Here is an 18060-nt window from a genome sequence, read left to right on the forward strand (position 1 = left end):
ATGCTGGCCTGCATGAGCGTGATCTGGGGCGGGGTCTGCGAACGCCATCCGAAGATCCGGATCGGCTTCCTCGAGTCCGGCGGCGGCTGGATTGCGCCCTGGCTGGATCGCATGGACCGCCATTTCGACGACCGGGGCTTCAACGACAGCGGCTTGAAGACGCGGCCCAGCGAGCTCTTCCAGCGCAATTGCTGGATCTCGTTCGAGCCGGTCGAGAACAGCATCAGCGTGCTGGCCGACTATATCGGGCCGCACAAGATCCTGTGGGCGACCGACTACCCGCACCCCGACGGCTTCTTCCCCGGCGCGCCGAAGATGATGCTGAATCGCCTGGAAGGCGTGTCGCCGGAGACGCGACACCAGGTGATGGCGGGCGGAGCGATGGGCTTCTACGGCCTCAACTGAGCGGCCCGCTTCTCATTCTCCTCCCCAGCAAGCTGGGGAGGTGTCGCGTCATACGCGACGGAGGGGTCATGGGCAGCGTGACTGTGGCTCATGACCCCTCCGCCCCGTATGACGGGGCACCTCCCCAGCAAAGCTGGGGAGGAGGAATGAGGTCGGCCACGCTGCCCCAGGGGTCGTGCCGGACGGCCTTCTCGTGGGCCTTGCACGACGAATGTGGTACCCAAACTCGGATACCCATAGGGATGGCTCAATGAAGACCACGGTCGATATCCCGGAGGCCCTGCTCAGGGAGGCAAGGAAGCTGGCGGCACGGGAAGGCGCCACGCTCGAGGTCCTCATCGAGCGCGGCCTGAATCGGGTGATCGCCGAGGCCAGGCAAAACCCGCCCTTCAAGTTGCGGCGGGCGTCTTTCAAGGGAAAGGGCTTGTCGCCCGGCTTGCGGAATGGCTCCTGGGAGGCGGTCCTCGGCCGTGCCTACGCGGGGCGCGGCAGTTGATTGCGGTCGATACCAATGTTCTCGTCTCGACGGGCCACGCGCCGGCCGCGCAGGCGCGCCCTCCGCGTCGGCATAGGAGGGTGGACACATCTCGAATCCCTCCCCCGTCGTCGCAGGGCATTCGCATAGGGGGCGCTCTCATTCTCCTCCTCAGCGAAGCTGGGGAGGTGTCCGCGTTTTCGCGGACGGAGGGGTCATGAGCAACGAGACTGGGGCTCATGATCCCTCCGCCCCCGATTACGGGGGCACCTCCCCAGCGAAGCTGGGGAGGATAATGAGGGGCGACTGACCAGCTCGCGGGCTCAATGATCGCCGCTGCAGTCGACACTCTTCCTGTCGACGAGGCCCTGCCGCGCCTGAAGGAGGCGTTGCTCGGCCGCAACGCCGCCGTGCTGGTGGCGCCGCCAGGCGCTGGCAAGACCACGCGGGTGCCGCTGGCGCTGCTCGATGCGCCATGGCTTGGCAATGGCAAGATCATCATGCAGGAGCCGCGGCGTCTGGCGGCGCGGGCGGCGGCGCGGCGCATGGCGGCGACCCTGGGCGAGGCGGTCGGCGAGACCGTCGGCTACCGCGTCAGGCTCGACACCAAGGTCAGCGCGCGCACGCGCATCGAGGTCGTCACCGACGGGCTGTTCCTGCGCATGCTGCAGGACGACCCATCGCTCGACGGCGTCGGCTGCGTGATCTTCGACGAGCTGCACGAGCGCGGCCTCGAGACCGACCTTTCCTTCGCCCTGGTGCGCGAGGCGCAGGCGGCGCTGCGCGAGGACCTGCGGGTCATCGCCATGTCGGCGACCCTCGATCCCGGGCCGGTGGCAGAGCGGCTGGGCGGGGCGCCGGTGGTCGAGAGCGCCGGCCGGATGTTCCCCGTAGACACGATCTACCTCGACCGCGATCCGGCCGGGCGGATCGAGGATGTCGTGGCGTCGGCGGTGCGGCGCGCACTGGGCGAGCAGCCCGGCAGCGTGCTGGTGTTCCTGCCCGGGGTCGGCGAGATCCGCCGCGTCGAGGAGCGGCTGGGCGATCTTGGCGCTGGCGTGGACGTGGCGCCGCTCTACGGCGACCTGTCGCCGGCCGAGCAGGATCGCGCCATCGCACCATCGCCGGCCGGGCGGCGCAAGGTCGTGCTGGCGACCTCGATCGCCGAGACCAGCCTCACCATCGAGGGCGTGCGCGTGGTGATTGACAGCGGCCAGATGCGGGTGCCGCGCTTCGCGCCGCGGTCCGGCATGACGCGGCTGGAGACAATGCGGGTCAGCCAGGCCTCGGCCGACCAGCGGCGCGGCCGCGCCGGCCGACTAGAGCCGGGCGCCTGCTATCGCCTGTGGACCGAGGCGGCGCAGCGCGGGCTGCTGCCCTTCACGCCGCCCGAGATCCTCGACGCCGACCTGGCGCCGCTGGCACTCGAGCTCGCGGTGTGGGGCGCCAGCACCGCCACCCTGCCCTGGCTGACGCCGCCGCCCGCCGCCAGCCTGGCGACGGCGCAGGCCCTGCTAGCCGATTTGGGCGCGATCGATCGCGCCGGGCTGGTCACGCCGCATGGCCGGGCGATGGCACGGCTCGGCCAGCATCCGCGGCTCGCCCATCTGGTGCTGCATGGCCGGACGATGGGCCAGGCGCGGGTCGCCGCCCTGCTGGCCGCCATTCTCAGCGAACGCGATTTCCTGCGCCTGCCGCCCGGCCAGCGCGACGTCGATTTGCGCCATCGCGTCGACATCGCGCTGGCGGGCAAGCGCGACGGCGCGCTGCGGCTGATTTTGGAGTCGGCGCGCCGCCTGATGCCGCGCGAGGGGCGTGAGCGCGAGGGGCGCGGGCAGGGGGGCCGCGAGCGCGCGGGGCGCGACGAGCGGCCCGATGTCGCGAGGACGGGGGCGCTGCTCGCGCTGGCCTATCCCGACCGCATCGGCCGCCGGCGGCCGGGCGCGGCGGGACGCTACCTGCTGTCGGGCGGGCGCGGCGCCGCGCTGCCCGAGGGCGATCCGATGGCGACCGAGGAATTCCTGGTGGTCGCTGATCTCGACGGCTCGGCGCAAGACTCGCGCATCTTCCTCGCCGCGCCGATCGGGCTGGACGAGATAGAGGAGCTCTACGCCGAGCGCATCGTGGCCGAGGAGATCGTGCGCTGGAACGAGCGCGACGGCGCCGTGCTGGCGCGCCGCCGGCGCCGGCTGGGCGCGCTGGTGCTCGAGGACAAGCCGCTGGCCCGGCCCGAGCCCGAGGCGGTGCGGCGAGCGATGCTCGACGGCGTGCGCCAGCTCGGCCTGGCGGCCCTGCCGTGGACCGGCGAGCTCGCGACGTGGCGCCAGCGCGTGGCGTTCCTGCGAAGGCAGGATGCGAGCTGGCCCGACCTCTCGGATGGCGCGCTGACGGAGTCGCTGGAAAACTGGCTGCTGCCCTTCCTCGACGGCCTGTCGCGGCGCGATCACCTCGCCCGCCTCGATCTCGACGCCGCGCTCAGGACGCTGGTGCCGTGGGAGCGCCAGCGTGAGCTCGACCGCCTGGCGCCGACCCATGTCGAGGTGCCGAGCGGCTCGCGCGTGCCGATCGCCTACGACGATGCCGGCGAGCCGACGCTCGCCGTGCGCCTGCAGGAGATGTTCGGGTTGACGGACACGCCGCGCATCGCCGGCGGCGCGGTGCCGCTCACCATCCACCTGCTATCGCCGGCCCGCCGGCCGGTCCAGGTGACGCGCGACCTCGCGAGCTTCTGGGCCAACGGCTACCGCGCCGTCAAAGGCGAGCTGAAGGGCCGCTACCCGCGCCACTACTGGCCCGACGATCCGCTGGTCGCCGAACCGACGGCGCGGGCGAAGCCAAGGGGGCGGTAAACTCATTTTCCTCCTATGAAAATCGGGGCGGGCACCGCCCCGATTTTCTCAGCATCGTGGTGCGCGCTGGCGTGCTGGGGGTCTCCCCAGCGAAGCTGGGGAGGAGAACGACATGAGCAGGATCACGAGCGGCGTGCGCGATGGACGGCGAGCCATACCGTCGGCGGATCGGCCTGGGTCCAATCGACGCGGTGGCGGACGTGGGCGGGGATTTCCAGCCAGTCGCCGGGCCTGAGCTCGAAGCGCTGGTCGCCGTCCTCGAAGCGCAGCACGGCGGCGCCGGCGAGCAGCACGACGAACTCATCGTCGGGCTGGTCGTACCAGAAGCCGGCGGGGCTCGCCTGGCCGGTCGAGACGATGCGCTCGATGCGCGCGCCGTCCGACTCGACCAGCGTGTCGAATTGCTCCTGTTCCTGCCCCTGCTCCTGATCACCGGCGCGCGGCAGCGCCGCGAGCAGGTTGCCGCGGCGGATCAGTCCTTGAAGCCCGGCGGCGGCTCGCAGGGCGTGGTGCCCATCTTGCCCGGCACGGAGACCTCGAGGATCTCCATGGCGTCGGACGTGCGGATCTCGTTGTGGCGCAGGTAGCCCGGGATGTAGAGCGAATCGCCCTCCTCGACCCGGATGGTGCGGCCGTCCTCGAACTGCAGGTCGACCCAGCCCTTCATCATGTAGACGAACTGGCCCTCGCACTCATGATAGTGCCAGCCGGTCGGGCGGCTCATGCCCTGGCTCGCCGACATGACCTGGGCGCGCATTGCGCCGTCGCTGGCCTTGTCGACCTCGAGGTCGCGATACTTGAAGAAGTCGCGGCGGCCCTTGACCAGCACCGGGTCGGCGGCGCGGGCGTGGCCGATCTTCTGGTTGGACGTCGCGGGCGCGGACTTGGCGGCTGCTGCAGTCGGCATTGGCTTCCTCCTTCAGTCGGGCCCCGACTGTGGGCTCGCCTCCGGCATCCTTCAACCGGATTCGCCTCTTCTTCTCCTCCCCAGCTTCGCTGGGGAGACCCCCAGCACGCCGGCGCGCACCACGATGCTGAGAAAATCGGGGCGGTACCCGCCCCGATTTTCATAGGAGGAGAATGAGGGGCGCGCTTCGCAGAGGCGGCGGCGATATGCTACGGGCTAGTCTCCTCACCGTTTTCCGTCTGGACCAGCCCGCCATGCCGCTCGATCTGCCGTTCCAGACCGCCAAACAGCTCGCCGCGGCGGTCCGGAAGAAGAAGATCGGCTGCCTCGAGCTGCTCGACCTCTATCTGAAGCGGGTCGAGACCTACAATCCCGAGCTCAATGCGGTGATCGCCACCGACATCGAAGGGGCGCGCAAGCGCGCCCGCGCGGCCGACCGGGCGGTCAAGGCCGGAAAGAAACTCGGGCCGCTGCATGGCGTGCCGATGACGATCAAGGAATCGTTCGACGTCGCGGGCTTCCCGACGACGTGGGGCGATCCCGCGTTCAAGGACACCGTGGCCGAGACCAACGCGCTGGTGGTGCAGCGCATGCTCGATGCCGGCGTCACCCTGTTCGGCAAGACCAACGTGCCGCTGAACCTGGCCGACTGGCAGAGCTACAACGAAATCTACGGCCAGACCAACAATCCGTGGGACCTGTCGCGCTCGCCCGGCGGCTCGTCAGGCGGCGCGGGCGCGGCGCTGGCCGCCGGCCTGACCGGCATCGAGGCGGGCAGCGACATCGGCGCCTCGATCCGCAATCCGGCGCATTATTGCGGCGTGTGGGGCCACAAGCCGACCTGGGGCGTGGTCAGCCCCAAGGGCCATCGCCTGGGCAACACCGTGGCCTATCCGGACATCAACGTGGTCGGCCCGCTGGCGCGCGGCGCCGAGGATCTCGAGATCGCGCTCGACGCCATGGCCGGCCCGGACGAGATCGATGCGCGGGGCTGGAGGCTTTCGCTGCCGCGCCCGAAGAAGAGCCGGCTGCGCGATTTCCGCGTCGCCGTGCTGCGCACCGACCGCAACGCCGAGGTCGATCGCGCGATCCAGGGCGAGATCCAGAAGCTCGCGGACTTCCTGGCGAAGAAGAAGGCCGCGGTCGACGACAAGGCACGGCCGGCGTTCGATACCGCCGAGCTGCTCGACACCTACATAAAGCTGCTGCGCGGCGCGACCTCGGCGCGGCTGAGCGACGAGGCGTTCGCCAAGGCGGCCGCCGATGCCGCCGCGCTGCCCGCCGGCGACAAGAGCTACTTCGCGCAGATGCAGCGCGGCAACTCGCTGCCGCATCGCACGTGGCTGCGGCTCGACGAGCGCCGCCATCGCTACCGACTGGCGTGGGAGGCGTTCTTCGACGATTTCGACGTGATGATCTGCCCGATCTCGATGGGCGCAGCGTTCCCGCACGATCACGTCGATCCGCGGCACGAGCGCACGATCGCGATCAACAACAAGAAGCTGCCGGTCGTCGACCAGGTGTTCTGGGCCGGCTACTCGGGCGTCGCCTACCTGCCCTCGACCGCCGTGCCGATCGGTCAGACAGCCGACGGCCTGCCGATCGGCGTCCAGGTCATCGGCCGCCAGTACGACGACCACACCACCATCGCCTTCGCCAAGCTGCTGGAGAAGGAATATCGCGGCTTCGAGCCGCCGCCGGCCTATAGCTGAAAGTCCAGGGCTGGACGGCCTTGGCCGAGCGCATGCAGCGGACCGCAGGAACCATCATGAGCGACGACATCGATCTCAAGAAGCACATCCGTTCGATCCCGGATTTCCCCAAGCCCGGCATCCTGTTCTACGACATCTCGACCCTGCTGGCGCACGCCCAGGCCTGGCACGCCACCATCGAGCGCATGGCCGAGCAGGTGCGCGTCCACAAGCCCGACATCCTGGCCGGCATCGAATCGCGCGGCTTCCTGCTGGCGGCGCCGCTCGCGCTGGCGCTCGGCACCGGCTTCGTGATGCTGCGCAAGCAGGGCAAGCTCCCCGGCACCACGGTGCGCCACACCTACGCCCTGGAATACGGCACCGACACGATCGAGATCCAGCAGGACGCCGTGACCAGGGGCATGCGCGTCGTCCTGGTCGACGATCTTCTGGCGACCGGCGGCACGATGGCGGCAGCTGCGACCCTGCTGGAGCAGGTCGGCGGCATCGTCCCGGCGGCGGCCTGCGTGATCGAGCTCACCTTCCTGGAAGGCCGCAAGCGCCTCAAGATGCCGGTCGAGACGCTGCTGCAATACGACTCCTAAAATCCTCCCCAGCTTCGCTGGGGAGGTGTCGCGTCTCACGCGACGGAGGGGTCATGGGCTGGGAGCGCGCCCTCCCGATGGCGCTCATGGGATGTGCAATCGACAAGAAGAGCGCCACAAAAGTGGCGCGCGCCCAGCCATGAGATGCGTGCTGCAGTGCAGCGCGTGCTCCCACGTAATCATCGCCTTCGTGCTACCATGCAGGCGGAGGGAATGATGGTCTCTATTTCAGCGTGTTTTTCCGAAAGCTACTCCGAGGCGCGTCCGAAGTTCTGCGCGGCGGCGGCCGAGGCCGGCGGCGCCTTGCGCTCGTGGTTCAATCCCAGGGCACGCGGGCCCGGCGGCGAGCTGCTCCATCTCGACACCGCGCGCTTCGGGCCGGCCGACGCGCCGCACATGCTGGTGCTGATCGCCGGCACGCATGGCGTCGAGGGCCATTGCGGCTCGGGCGCCGAGATCGCCTGGCTGAGCAACGGCGGGCCGGGCAAGCTGCCGGCCGACACCGGCGCCCTGCTGATCCACGCCATCAATCCCTACGGCTTCGCCTGGAGCCGGCGCGTCACCGAGGACAATGTCGACCTCAACCGCAATTTCGTCGATCACGACAAGGCCTACCCGAGGAACACGGGCTACGAGGCATTGGCCGCGGCCATCCTGCCCAGGGAGTGGAACGAGGCGAGCCTCGCCGAGACCAATCGCGTGTTCGACTCCTACAGCCAGGCGCACGGCGCCTTCGGCCTGCAGGGCGCGATCAGCGCCGGCCAGTACACCAACCCCGACGGCGTGTTCTTCGGCGGCCATGCACCGACCTGGAGCAACCGCACGATCCGCGCCATCGCCCGCCGGGAGCTGTCGCGGGCGCGCCGGGTCGGCGTCATCGACTTCCACACCGGGCTCGGGCCGTTCGGCCACGGCGAGCTGATCTGCGCCGTCGCGCCCGACGCCAAGTCCTTCGGGCGCTCGCGCGCCTGGTACGGCGACGAGATGACCTCGCCCGAGAACGGCAACTCGACCTCGGCGGTGGTGGTCGGCGTCATGACCGACTGCTTCCCGCAGGAGCTGCCCGACGCCGAGGTGACGTCGATCGCCATCGAATACGGCACCTACACCGTGCCGGAGGTGCTGACCGCGGTGCGCGCCGACAATTGGCTGCACCAGCGCGGCGACCTCGCCTCGCCGCTCGGCAAGCAGATCAAGGCCGACATCAAGGAGCGCTTCTTCCCATCCGGCGACAAGTGGCGCGAGATGGTGTGGACGCGCGCCGACCAGACGATCGGCTGGGCGCTCGAGGGGCTCAATGCATGAGCTGCGGACGTCGCTCCTACTCTCCTCCCCAGCAAAGCTGGGGAGGTGCCCCGTCCTACGGGGCGGAGGGGTCATGAGCAACAGTGCTGATGCTCATGACCCCTCCGTCGCCGTAAGACGGCGACACCTCCCCAGCGAAGCTGGGGAGGAGCAGTTGGCGCTCCCGGCGATGAGGAGCGCCGGGTGAGCCTGCTTGCGCCGAGCGAAGACACGGCGCGGCTCCGCCTCCGCCACGCGCTGCAGCGCGCACCCCTGTTCGCCGATCTCGATTCGCACAGCATGGCGGCTGTCGAGCGCGAGATGAGCCTGAACAGCCTGCCCGGCGGCGCCCCGCTATTCCGCCAGGGCGAGCCGGCCGACGCCGTCTACGTGGTGGCCAGCGGCTGCCTCGGCGTGTTCCGCCACGAGGACGACGACAGCACCGAGGAGCCGATCCTGATGGCGGAGATCCCGCCCGGCAACATCGTCGGCGAGATGTCCCTGCTGTCGCACACCCAGCGCACGCGCAGCGTCGCCGCCCTGCGCGACAGCGAGGTCTGGCGGCTCGGCCGCACCAGCTTCGACCGGCTGACGACCCTGCATCCGGAGGTGCTGCCGACGCTGATGCGCAGCGTCGCCATGCGCAACGCCCTGGGGCCGGCCAAGCGCCGCCGTGCGCCGCGCACCTTCGCCATCCTGCCGGCGGGACATGACGTCCCATCGGCGCGCTTCGCCGTCATGCTGTCGAGCGCGCTCGGCCACATCGGCAGCCAGGTCCAGATGCTGGGTCCCGATTCGGTCGACCAGGAGCCGGAATGGTTCGCCCGCTGCGAGACCGAATCGTCCTTCGTCCTCTATCGCGCCGACCCGACGGCGACGCCGTGGACCGAGCTCTGCCTGCGCCAGGCCGACTGCCTGGTCGTGGTCCGCATGGCCGACGACGACACCCCGACCCGCCTGCCGTTCGAGATCGAGACGGCGCAAAGCGGCGCGGTGTTTCATCGCCGGCGCGAGTTGGTGCTGCTGCACGAGGGTCGCGACCCCGCAGCGGGATCGACGTCGCCGATCCTGGCCGGCGGCCTGTATGGCCAGCATCACCATGTCCGGCTCGACATCCCCGCCGACATCGATCGCCTGGCCCGCCTGCTGACCGGCCATTCGGTCGGCGTCGTCATGGCGGGCGGCGGCGCGCGCGCCTTCACCCATATCGGCGTCATCAAGGCGCTGCGCCAGTCGGGCGTGCCGGTCGACCAGGTCGGCGGCACCAGCATGGGGGCGATCGTCGCCGCCGGCGTCGCCTCGCGCTGGTCCGACGAGGAATTGACCCAGCGCTTCCGCGCCGCCTTCGTCGCTACCAATCCGCTGAGCGACTACACGCTGCCGCTGATCTCCCTGTTCACCGGCCGGCACGTCACCCGCCTGCTGCGTACCGCCTTCGGCGACAAGGAGATCGAGGACCTCGTCCTGCCCTTCTACTGCGTCACCGCCAACCTTACGACCTCGAACGCCGACATCCACACGGTGGGAAGGTTATGGCGGCGGCTGCGCGCCTCGGTCGCCATCCCGGGCGTGATCCCGCCGTTCAACGAGGCGGGCGAGGTCCATGTCGACGGCGGCGTGATCGACAATTTCCCGGTGCGCGCCATGCGCCGCCAGGGCCGCGGCATGACGATCGGCGTCGACATCGACACCGGCGGGGCGCTGGCCGCCGGCGCCGACGTCAGCGAGCCGTGGTCGGCCTGGCAGTTCTTCCGCCGCATGCTGTGGAAGCGCAACGAGACCCTGCCGATCCCGTCGATCGTGCGCATCCTGCTGCGCTCCGCCCTGGTCGCCAGCGCCTCGCGCGCCGCCGAGGACCGCGCCGCTGCCGACCTGCTGATCGTGCCGCCGATGAACCACATCGACCTGCTCGACTGGACGAGCTTCGACACCGCCGTCGAGGTCGGCTACCGCACCACGATGGAAGCGCTCGACAAGGCGCGCGCCGCGCCCGCCGGGGCGCGGCTGTTCGTGGCCTGAAGGAGGGGCCACGATAGAGAACCGCCGTCTCGAGGGACCTTTCCCGAGGGGCAAGCATTGAGGAACAACGGCATGACCCAGGCAGCGCATCTCGATACCCTGCGCGATCTCAACCGCAACTACATCCGCTCGGTCGAAGAAGCCGACGTGACGTGGTTCGATGCACACCTCGCCGACGATTTCTTGAACACCAACCCCGACGGCACGCTGATCGATCGCGCCGCCTTCCTGGCGCAGATCAGCCGCGGCTCGATGGTGAAGGACATCCGCGAGCACGACGTGAAGATCCGCCTGCTCGGCGACTTCGCCATCATCCATGCGCGCACGACCTACCGGAAGCCCGACGGCTCGACCGGCGCGGGACGCTATACCGACGACTGGCAGCTGAGGCCCGAAGGCTGGCGCTGCGTGTCGGCCCACGTCAGCCGGTTCTGAGCGCCGTTTCCGTGTCGGCAATGCCGGGCGTCGACGCGACGCCGAGGGCCTGGCGCGTCGTCGTCGCCTGTTTCGTGTCGGCCGTGTTCGCCTGGGGCTTCGGCTTCTATGCCCATGGCATCTATCTGGTCGAGCTGCAGAAGGCACACGGCTGGTCGACCGGTCTGATCTCCTCCATCGTGACCGGCCACTATGTGCTCGGTGCGTTTCTGCTGCCGCGCATCGCCTGGGCGATCGGGCGTTTCGGGCCGTGCGCGGTCTTCCTGGGCGGCCTCGCCGTCACCGGCTTCTCCCTGCTCCTGTTGCCGTCGATCACCGCCCCCTGGCAGCTGATGGTCCTCTATGCCCTGATGGCGCCGGGCTGGAACGCCACCAGCGTGGCGCCGATCGCCGCCACGCTCGGCCAATGGTTCGATCGCAAGCGCGGGCTGGCGCTCAATCTGGCGCTGAGCGGCGCCACCGTGGCCGGTCTGGTCGTAGCGCCATCGCTGCTCGCCTTGATCCCCCGCATCGGCTTTGCCGATGCCGAGCGCCTGCTGGTCGCCATCGGCCTCGTCCTGGCCGGCCTCCTGGTCGTGCTGTTCGTGCGCCGCGGCCCCTTGCTGCCGCACAGCGCGACGGCCCGGCGCCCCGGCCTGACAGCGATGCGCCACTGGCACTTCTGGACCATCTCGGCCCCGTTCGCCTTCGTGCTGACCTCGCAGGTCGGCTTCCTCACGCACCTCGTGCCCCTGATCAGCGGCCGGGCCTCGGCCGGCGCGGCGGTCGATCCGGGGCTCGCCGTCGCGATCAACGCCATCGCCGCGCTGGTCGGCCGCGTCGTGCTGGGCTTCGTCATCGACCGCCTCGAGCCGCGGCGCGCCTCGGCGCTCTGCTTCCTCGTTCAGGTCGCGGCCATCGCCGTGCTGGCGCAGGCGCAGGCGCCGTTCGTGGTCTACGCCGCCTGTGCGATCTACGGCTTCTCGGTCGGCAACAACATCACGCTGTCGCCGCTGATCATCCAGCGCGAGTATCCGGCCGCCGAGTTTCCCGCCACCGTCGCCCTGTCGACCGCCGTCGTGCAGGTCCTCTACGCCTTCGGTCCCGGCGTGCTCGGTGTGCTGCGCGACGCGACCGGCGGCTACGGCGCGCCGCTGATGCTGTGCATCGGGCTGAATCTCGCCGCCACGCTGGTGGTGCTGATGCGGCCGCGCCGGCCCCCGCCCATCGGCTCGCAAGCAGCTGTCAGCTCAGGAACTTGAGGCTGTTCACCACCTTGTCGATCGTCTTGCGCGGGCCATGGACGCCAAGGCCGACCAGGTCGAGCGCATCGGGTGCAGCTGCCGCCACGGCGGCGCGGTTGTCGTCGTCGTTGGCGGTCCTGAACATGTCGGCGATGTAGATCGCCGGCACCAGCTCGCGCGACAGCGCCCGCTGGTGGGTGCGCCGCAGCTCCTCCAGCGTGGCGCCGAACACGAAGACCGGTTCGCGGATCAGGGCGCTGTAGGTCCGGCCGCTGGCATCACGGTAGGGCTCCCCCATCATGTGGCCGTGCGTGCCGGCCAGGCCGCCGGCGAGGAAGGCTGCGACATTGGCCATCTGCCACGCTGCGAGGTCGCGGCGCAGGATCAGCGCCGCCTTGGTTTCGTAGATCATCGCGACCATATCGGGCATGGTGGATACGATGTCTTGAAGGTTTGTGCATGCTCGGTAAATCTGGGCCCGGTAAATCAGGGCCAGGCAAATCTGCGCCCGCCGCCGACCAGATCCGCTTCGACGAGCCGCACGCCGCGCTGCAGCGCCTGGCAGCGCGCTTCGGCGGCCATGCCTACGACCTGCATCGCCACGAGACCTATGCCATCGGCCTGACCCTGTGGGGCGCCCAGTCGTTCCACTATCGCGGCGCCTTGCAGACCAGCCGCGGCGGCCAGGTGATGATCATCCATCCCGACGAGAGCCATGACGGTCATGCCGGGGTCGACCAGGGCTTCGCCTACCGGATGCTCTACGTCGACCCGGCCTCGGTGAGCGCCGCGCTCGACGGCGCCAGCCCGCCCTTCGTGCCGGCCGTGGTGTCGCAAGATCCTGATCTGGCCGGCCTGCTGGGCGAAGCCTTCGCCGACTTCCCCAAGGCGCTCGAGCCGCTCGCGGCCGATGCCGTGGTCGAGCGCCTGGCCGGTCGCCTGGCAGCGCGCGGCGACGACCACGTCAAGGTCCGGCGCGCCGCGCCGACCGCTCGCCGCGCCATGGCGCGGGCCCGCGAGTTCCTCGCCGCCGAGGCGCATCGCACGGTGGCGTCCGAGGAGCTCGAGAAGATCACCGGCCTCGATCGGTTCGCCCTGGCGCGGCACTTCCGGCTCGCCTCCGGCACCTCGCCGCATCGCTTCCAGGTCGGTCGCCGTCTGGCGCGGGCACGCGCCCTGATCGCGCACGGCACGCCGCTGTCGGAAACCGCGGCAGCCACCGGCTTCGCCGACCAGAGCCATCTCACCCGGCACTTCGTCGCCCGCTTCGGCCTGACTCCTGGCCGCTGGGCAGCACTGTCGCGCGCCGGCTAACCATCGAGGCGATAGCGTCCCTCGCCATCGAGCGCGACCGACGACAGCCAGCCGCGACGCGTGCCGGCCAGGGTCGAGCCCATCAGCCCGCGCATCCCGGGAAGATGGCACGATATGCCCATGAAGGCGTCGCGCAACAGCCCGAGCGCGCCGGAGCGTGATTGAAAGAACGGCGTCAGCAGATGGCTGGCCTGGCGGTAGAAGCGCACGGGCCCATCGCGACGGCACGCGAACGATGCCAGCGCCGAGGTGAGATCTCCGGTCTCGACGATCGCCCGCGCCAGGGTGTACGCATCGAGCAGGCCCAGGTTGGCGCCCTGGCCGAGCTGCGGGCTGGTGCCGTGCGCGGCGTCGCCGATGAACACGACCGGTCCATCGTGCCAGCGCGGCAGCGCCACATGGCGGTAGGTCGCCCGGGAGAACGAATCGGCGGCCGCCGCATGATCGACGATGGCGGCCGCTTCGGGCCACAACGCCGCCGCGGTCCGGCGCCACGCCGCGAGATTGATCGGCCGGCCGGGAGCAAGTTGGTCAACCGGCAAGCTCCAGTACAGGGTCAACTGGCCATCGGCGACCGGCAACAGGCCCATCATCTCGGTGGTGCCGCGCACGCGTTGGCGCAGCTGACGCGCCGCGCCGATGCCGTCGAGGTCCGGCACCGTGGTCCAGATGCAACCCCAAGGGTAGAGCGGCGCGCGGGCAGCCGGCATCAGGCGCTGGCGCAGTGATGAATGCGCGCCATCGGCGACGATCACCAGATCGAACGGCCCGTGCGTCGCACCGCTCCGATCCACAACCGAGGCGGTCACCCCTATGCGCACGACATCGGCGATCTCGCTGCCGACCCGCAGGCGCGCCGACGAGCGATGCAGGCGCTGATGCAGGAGCTCGAACAGCACGCTGCGCAGGATGCCGAGCCCGTGCGCCTTGGGATGAAGGTCGGCATAGGCGAGCTCGAGCACCGCCCGCCCGCGATGGGTCCTGCCCTCCAGCCCGTCGACGCGCGCGCCGCGCACCATGGCCTGCTCGCCAAGGCCAAGCGCGCGCAGCACGGCGAGGCCAGTCGGTTGCAGCAACAGCCCGGCGCCAATCGGACGCGGCTCGGCGAAGCGCTCGAAGACCGTGACGGCATGGCCGGAATCGGCCAGCAAGGTGGCGACTGCCTGGCCGGCGACACCGCAGCCGATGACAGCGATCCGCAGAGTCATGGCAACCAACTCGGCACACTCCGTCGGTATTGTCACCCTGCCTCGAACAACAACGCCCATCCCGCGGAGCGGCCGCACGGCCGCTCTTCTGTCGTCCTGAGCGCAGCGAAGGACCTCACCGCCAGAAGTATCAAATCAGACTTTGGCAATTGGCGATGAGATCCTTCGCTGCGCTCAGGATGACAGAAATGAGCGCCTTCAAGACATTTACAGTCTCTGAGGAGCCAAGCAGTGCGCGGCGTCTTCGAGGGATGGAATCAGAACAAGGTGCGTCTTGCCCGTGCTTCGAGACGCTCGCTTCTCAGCATGAGGTGTTCTGGCTGCTGACCAAGCGAAAGAGGCGACCTTTCGGTCGCCTCTCCGGTTTCAATCTTGGGTCCCGCTCTCGACTACAACCCGCCGTTCACCACCAGGCACTGGCCGCTGACGTAGTCGCTGTCGGGGCTGCAGAACAGGTAGACCGAGCCGGCGGCCTCCTCGGGCAGGCCGCCGCGGCCGAGCGGGATCATCTGGTTCATGGCGGCGATGCGGCCGCCCTGGACGCCGATCTTGACCTTGCGGCCCTGCACCTCGATCTCGCCCTCCTCGCCCTGGCTCAGCGGCTTGGTGAGGCGGGTCTGGATGTAGCCGAAGGCGACGGCGTTCACCGTCACGTCGTAGCGGCCGAACTCCTTGGCCAGCGTCTTGGTGAGGCCGATGATGCCCGCCTTGCCGGCCGAGTAGTTCGACTGGCCGGCATTGCCGTTGACGCCCGAGGTCGAGGAGATGTTGACGACCTTGCGCACGATGCGCTTGCCGGCCGACCGTTCCTTCTCGACGGCCTGGCGGAAATGCTGCTGGAACGCGCGCAGGACGCGGAACGGCGCCGTCAGATGGACGTCGAGGATGGCGTACCACTGCTCGTCACTCATCTTCTGGATGACCGAGTCCCAGGTGTAGCCGGCGTTGTTCACCACGACGTGGCAATCGCCGAAGGCGTCGACCGCAGTCTTGATGATGCGATCGCCGAAATCGGGCTTTGCGACATCGCCGTTGCAGGCCACCGCCTTGCCGCCCATCTTCTCGATGTCGGCAATGGTCTCCTTGGCAGGCGCCTCGTCGATGTCGTTGATCACCACCTTGGCGCCGTCGCGCACCAGACGCAGCGCGATCTCGCGGCCGATGCCGCGCCCCGAGCCGGTGACGATCGCCACCTTGCCGTCCATCTGACCCATTCGTCTTCTCCTTCTTTGTCTTGCTCCCTCCCCAACGCGCAGCGTTGGGGAGGTGTCCGCGTAATCGCGGACGGAGGGGTCATGAGTCTCAGTCACGCTGCTCATGACCCCTCCGTCGGCGTAAGACGCCGACACCTCCCCAGCGAAGCTGGGGAGGATCAGTTTGCCGCGACCGTGGCGTGGCCCTGCAGCGTGTCCTGGCCGTTCTGGTTGGTGCACTTGACCTCGAGGTCGATCAGCTTCTCGCCATTCTCCTCGCGCTTGCCGGTAACCTTGCCGCTGAGGGTGATCACGTCGCCCACCCAGGTGATGGAGGTGAAGCGCGTGCCGAGCCGGCGGACACGGTCGCGCGGCGCGTAGCTGGTGACCAGCCGGCCGAGGAAGCCCATCGACAGCATGCCGTGGGCGAACACGTCCTTGAAGCCGAACTTCTTGGCGAAGTCGATGTCGACATGGATGGGGTTGTGATCGCCCGAGCCGCCGCAATAGAGGGCGAGCTGATGGCGGGTGATCGGCGGCAGCACGATCGGCTTGATCTGATCGCCCACCTTCACCTGGTCGAACTTGGGAACGGCAACCATCTTCTCCTCCGTCACTTCTTGCCGGCGTCGGGATTGCGCACGACCGTGATGCCGGTCGCCTTGGCCACCAGCTTGCCGGCCTGGTCCTTCATCGATGTCTCGGAGACCACGAACCACAGCGCGCCGCCCTTCTTGTCGTAGAGGTCGGTCACCTTCTGCTGGCAGGTGATGGTGTCGCCGACGTAGACCGGGGCGTAGTAGTCGTAGTGCTGCTCGCCGTGCAGGATCAGGCCGATGTCGACGTTGAGCAGGCGCAGCAGCCCGCCCTTCCCCGGATCATCGTTGGTCAGTGCCTGCAGGAAGGTCGGCGGCACCGGCACCGCCTTGTAGCCGGCGGCCTTGGCCGCGGCCGCGTCGGTGTAGATGGGATCCTCCTCGCCGATCGCCTTGCAGAACAGCTTCACCTTGCCGGCTTCTGCCGTGGCGGTGAAAGCCTCGAATTCGTGGCCGATCACTTTCCTGTCGAGCTGCATTGCCCGTTTCCTCTCCCTCGAAATCTGAAAGGAACGCCCTCGCCCATTCAAGGGAGAGGGCGCGAATGCCGTGAGCCTCTTGTCATCCCGAGCGGAGCGAGGGACCTTTCCTGGAGCCTGAAAGGTCCCTCGGCCTACGGCATCGGGATGACAGCGCCTCGTATGCGACTACTCGTAGCGGCCGACGATGGCGACACTCGACACGTTCTCGCGCGGCGCGCCGCCGAGATTATGCGTCATGCCGATCCTCGGATCCTTGAGCTGGCGTGCGCCGGCGCGGCCCTGGAACTGCAGGTACATCTCGTACAGCATGCGCAGGCCCGAGGCGCCGATCGGATGGCCGAAGCACTTGAGGCCGCCGTCGATCTGGCACGGAATCTTGCCGTCGGCATCGTAGAAGCCGTCGAGCACGTCCTTCCAGCCCTTGCCGGTCTCGGAGATGTGCAGGTCTTCCATGGTCACCAGCTCGGTGACCGAGAAGCAGTCGTGCACCTCGAACATCGAGACCTCGCTGCGCGGGTTCTTGATGCCGGCCTCTTCATAGGCCTTCTTCGAGGCGATGCGCGTGGTGTGGAAGTAGCTGCCGTCCCACGAATTGTGGCCCGACTCGGAGCCGTTCGACACCGAGAGCTGCAGCGCCTTGACCGACACGATGTTCTGCTTGCCCATCGCCTTGGCGATCTCGGGCGTGGTGACGATGGCGGCGGCCGCACCGTCCGACACGCCGCAGCAGTCGAACAGGCCGAGCGGCGAGGCGATCATCGGCGCGTTCAGGATGGTGTCCATCTCGACGGCCTTCTGCAGATGCGCCTTGGGGTTCTTGGCGCCGTTCTGATGGCTCTTCCACGAGACGTGGCCGATCGCCCGCTTGAGGTCGTCGGCGCCGACGCCGTGCGCCGTCATGTAGGCCGTGGCGAGCTGGGCGAAGTTGCCCGGCGCCGTGCCGTTGGCGCTCCACAGCGCCTGCAGCGGGCCGCCACGGCCGCCCGGCAGGCCGCCGTAGCCGGTGTCCTTCAGCTTCTCGACGCCGAGCGCGATGGCGATGTCGGCCGCACCCGAGGCAACGGCATAGCAGGCGCCGCGGAATGCTTCGGTGCCCGAGGCGCACATGTTCTCGACATGCGTCACCGGGATGTTGGGCAGACGCAGCGTGGTCGACATCGGGATGCCCGACTTGCCGACATGGACCTCGTCGATGGCGGTCGAGAACCAGGCAGCATTGAGCTGATTGGCGTCGATCCCCGCGTCGGCGATGGCCTCCTTGTACGCCTCGAGCATCAGCTCCTCGGCGCCGCTGTCCCAGCGTTCGCCGAACTTCGAGCAACCCATGCCGAGAATGGCAACCTTGTCCTTGATACCACGAGCCATTGCAGGTCT

General features: G+C 69.0%; 18 protein-coding genes. 10 read left to right on the forward strand and 8 right to left on the reverse strand.

Annotation, left to right across the window (positions count from 1 at the left end; translation table 11 throughout):
* From ACILR9_RS23285 to hrpB, 3 genes are all read left to right on the forward strand, one after another.
* Positions 1-405 carry an amidohydrolase family protein gene (locus ACILR9_RS23285; protein WP_395712347.1) on the forward strand — a complete coding sequence of 135 codons (405 nt, stop codon included), beginning with the start codon at positions 1-3 and terminating at the stop codon, positions 403-405.
* Positions 406-655: 250 nt separating this feature from the next.
* Positions 656-901, forward strand: a complete 246-nt coding sequence (locus tag ACILR9_RS23290) for a hypothetical protein (protein ID WP_395712348.1) — start codon at positions 656-658, stop codon at positions 899-901.
* 305 nt (positions 902-1206) lie between these two features.
* Entirely contained in the window at positions 1207-3729 is a 2523-nt protein-coding gene (hrpB, locus tag ACILR9_RS23295) for an ATP-dependent helicase HrpB (protein WP_395712349.1), read from the forward strand.
* Between the two features lie 122 nt (positions 3730-3851).
* On the opposite strand, the gene ACILR9_RS23300 is transcribed toward hrpB, so the two are convergent.
* Positions 3852-4232, reverse strand: a complete 381-nt coding sequence (locus ACILR9_RS23300; RefSeq protein ID WP_395712379.1) for a cupin domain-containing protein — start codon at positions 4230-4232, stop codon at positions 3852-3854.
* Complete coding sequence (locus ACILR9_RS23305) at positions 4202-4636, reverse strand: cupin domain-containing protein (RefSeq protein WP_395712350.1); 435 nt, start codon at positions 4634-4636, stop codon at positions 4202-4204. Before ACILR9_RS23305 ends, ACILR9_RS23300 begins: the two co-directional genes overlap by 31 nt.
* Positions 4637-4890: 254 nt before the next feature.
* On the opposite strand from ACILR9_RS23305, the gene ACILR9_RS23310 reads away from it, so the two are divergent.
* From ACILR9_RS23310 to ACILR9_RS23335, 6 genes are all read left to right on the forward strand, one after another.
* On the forward strand, positions 4891-6348 hold the full coding sequence (locus ACILR9_RS23310; RefSeq protein WP_395712351.1) for an amidase: 1458 nt from the start codon (positions 4891-4893) through the stop codon (positions 6346-6348).
* A gap of 56 nt (positions 6349-6404) precedes the next feature.
* A complete protein-coding gene (locus tag ACILR9_RS23315; protein WP_395712352.1) occupies positions 6405-6932 on the forward strand; it encodes an adenine phosphoribosyltransferase in 528 nt (175 codons plus the stop codon).
* Positions 6933-7148: 216 nt separating this feature from the next.
* Positions 7149-8237 carry a M14 family metallopeptidase gene (locus tag ACILR9_RS23320; protein WP_395712353.1) on the forward strand — a complete coding sequence of 363 codons (1089 nt, stop codon included), beginning with the start codon at positions 7149-7151 and terminating at the stop codon, positions 8235-8237.
* A gap of 183 nt (positions 8238-8420) precedes the next feature.
* Positions 8421-10235, forward strand: coding sequence for a patatin-like phospholipase family protein (locus tag ACILR9_RS23325; protein WP_395712354.1), 1815 nt, complete (start codon positions 8421-8423; stop codon positions 10233-10235).
* A gap of 72 nt (positions 10236-10307) precedes the next feature.
* Positions 10308-10670, forward strand: coding sequence for a nuclear transport factor 2 family protein (locus ACILR9_RS23330; protein WP_395712355.1), 363 nt, complete (start codon positions 10308-10310; stop codon positions 10668-10670).
* A 20-nt stretch (positions 10671-10690) separates the two neighbouring features.
* On the forward strand, positions 10691-11911 hold the full coding sequence (locus ACILR9_RS23335; RefSeq protein WP_395712380.1) for an MFS transporter: 1221 nt from the start codon (positions 10691-10693) through the stop codon (positions 11909-11911).
* Here ACILR9_RS23335 and ACILR9_RS23340 read toward each other — a convergent pair.
* Positions 11895-12323 carry a DUF2000 family protein gene (locus ACILR9_RS23340; protein WP_395712356.1) on the reverse strand — a complete coding sequence of 143 codons (429 nt, stop codon included), beginning with the start codon at positions 12321-12323 and terminating at the stop codon, positions 11895-11897. The two genes, ACILR9_RS23335 and ACILR9_RS23340, sit on opposite strands and share 17 nt — an antisense overlap.
* A 29-nt stretch (positions 12324-12352) precedes the next feature.
* Here ACILR9_RS23340 and ACILR9_RS23345 point away from each other — a divergent pair, with 29 nt between their 5' ends.
* Positions 12353-13207 (forward strand): AraC family transcriptional regulator, encoded by an 855-nt coding sequence (locus tag ACILR9_RS23345; RefSeq protein ID WP_395712357.1) that lies wholly within the window; start codon positions 12353-12355, stop codon positions 13205-13207.
* Here ACILR9_RS23345 and ACILR9_RS23350 read toward each other — a convergent pair.
* The 5 genes from ACILR9_RS23350 to ACILR9_RS23370 all read right to left on the reverse strand — a co-directional run bounded on the left by ACILR9_RS23350 (position 13204) and on the right by ACILR9_RS23370 (position 18051).
* Positions 13204-14415: an FAD-dependent oxidoreductase gene (locus ACILR9_RS23350; protein WP_395712358.1), complete on the reverse strand. Its 1212-nt coding sequence runs from the start codon at positions 14413-14415 to the stop codon at positions 13204-13206. The genes ACILR9_RS23345 and ACILR9_RS23350 overlap by 4 nt on opposite strands.
* A gap of 389 nt (positions 14416-14804) precedes the next feature.
* Complete coding sequence (locus ACILR9_RS23355) at positions 14805-15629, reverse strand: SDR family NAD(P)-dependent oxidoreductase (RefSeq protein ID WP_395712359.1); 825 nt, start codon at positions 15627-15629, stop codon at positions 14805-14807.
* A gap of 158 nt (positions 15630-15787) precedes the next feature.
* Positions 15788-16210 carry a MaoC family dehydratase gene (locus tag ACILR9_RS23360; RefSeq protein ID WP_395712360.1) on the reverse strand — a complete coding sequence of 141 codons (423 nt, stop codon included), beginning with the start codon at positions 16208-16210 and terminating at the stop codon, positions 15788-15790.
* A gap of 11 nt (positions 16211-16221) precedes the next feature.
* The gene (locus ACILR9_RS23365) at positions 16222-16683 is read right to left on the reverse strand and encodes a MaoC family dehydratase N-terminal domain-containing protein (RefSeq protein ID WP_395712361.1); all 462 of its coding nucleotides are present in this window, start codon (positions 16681-16683) and stop codon (positions 16222-16224) included.
* A 168-nt stretch (positions 16684-16851) separates the two neighbouring features.
* Positions 16852-18051 carry an acetyl-CoA acetyltransferase gene (locus ACILR9_RS23370; protein ID WP_395712362.1) on the reverse strand — a complete coding sequence of 400 codons (1200 nt, stop codon included), beginning with the start codon at positions 18049-18051 and terminating at the stop codon, positions 16852-16854.
* Positions 18052-18060: the final 9 nt, after the last annotated feature.

Origin of the sequence: Reyranella sp. (genome assembly GCF_044224635.1) — a bacterium.
In the GTDB taxonomy this organism is placed as follows: domain Bacteria; phylum Pseudomonadota; class Alphaproteobacteria; order Reyranellales; family Reyranellaceae; genus Reyranella.

Coding starts and splice junctions, on each gene's coding strand:
- ACILR9_RS23285 (WP_395712347.1), top strand. CDS start 1: ATGCTGGCCTGCATGAGCGTGATCTGGGGCGGGGTCTGCGAACGCCAT.
- ACILR9_RS23290 (WP_395712348.1), top strand. CDS start 656: ATGAAGACCACGGTCGATATCCCGGAGGCCCTGCTCAGGGAGGCAAGG.
- hrpB (WP_395712349.1), top strand. CDS start 1,207: ATGATCGCCGCTGCAGTCGACACTCTTCCTGTCGACGAGGCCCTGCCG.
- ACILR9_RS23305 (WP_395712350.1), bottom strand. CDS start 4,636: ATGCCGACTGCAGCAGCCGCCAAGTCCGCGCCCGCGACGTCCAACCAG.
- ACILR9_RS23310 (WP_395712351.1), top strand. CDS start 4,891: ATGCCGCTCGATCTGCCGTTCCAGACCGCCAAACAGCTCGCCGCGGCG.
- ACILR9_RS23315 (WP_395712352.1), top strand. CDS start 6,405: ATGAGCGACGACATCGATCTCAAGAAGCACATCCGTTCGATCCCGGAT.
- ACILR9_RS23320 (WP_395712353.1), top strand. CDS start 7,149: ATGGTCTCTATTTCAGCGTGTTTTTCCGAAAGCTACTCCGAGGCGCGT.
- ACILR9_RS23330 (WP_395712355.1), top strand. CDS start 10,308: ATGACCCAGGCAGCGCATCTCGATACCCTGCGCGATCTCAACCGCAAC.
- ACILR9_RS23335 (WP_395712380.1), top strand. CDS start 10,691: ATGCCGGGCGTCGACGCGACGCCGAGGGCCTGGCGCGTCGTCGTCGCC.
- ACILR9_RS23340 (WP_395712356.1), bottom strand. CDS start 12,323: ATGCCCGATATGGTCGCGATGATCTACGAAACCAAGGCGGCGCTGATC.
- ACILR9_RS23345 (WP_395712357.1), top strand. CDS start 12,353: ATGCTCGGTAAATCTGGGCCCGGTAAATCAGGGCCAGGCAAATCTGCG.
- ACILR9_RS23350 (WP_395712358.1), bottom strand. CDS start 14,415: ATGACTCTGCGGATCGCTGTCATCGGCTGCGGTGTCGCCGGCCAGGCA.
- ACILR9_RS23355 (WP_395712359.1), bottom strand. CDS start 15,629: ATGGGTCAGATGGACGGCAAGGTGGCGATCGTCACCGGCTCGGGGCGC.
- ACILR9_RS23360 (WP_395712360.1), bottom strand. CDS start 16,210: ATGGTTGCCGTTCCCAAGTTCGACCAGGTGAAGGTGGGCGATCAGATC.
- ACILR9_RS23365 (WP_395712361.1), bottom strand. CDS start 16,683: ATGCAGCTCGACAGGAAAGTGATCGGCCACGAATTCGAGGCTTTCACC.
- ACILR9_RS23370 (WP_395712362.1), bottom strand. CDS start 18,051: ATGGCTCGTGGTATCAAGGACAAGGTTGCCATTCTCGGCATGGGTTGC.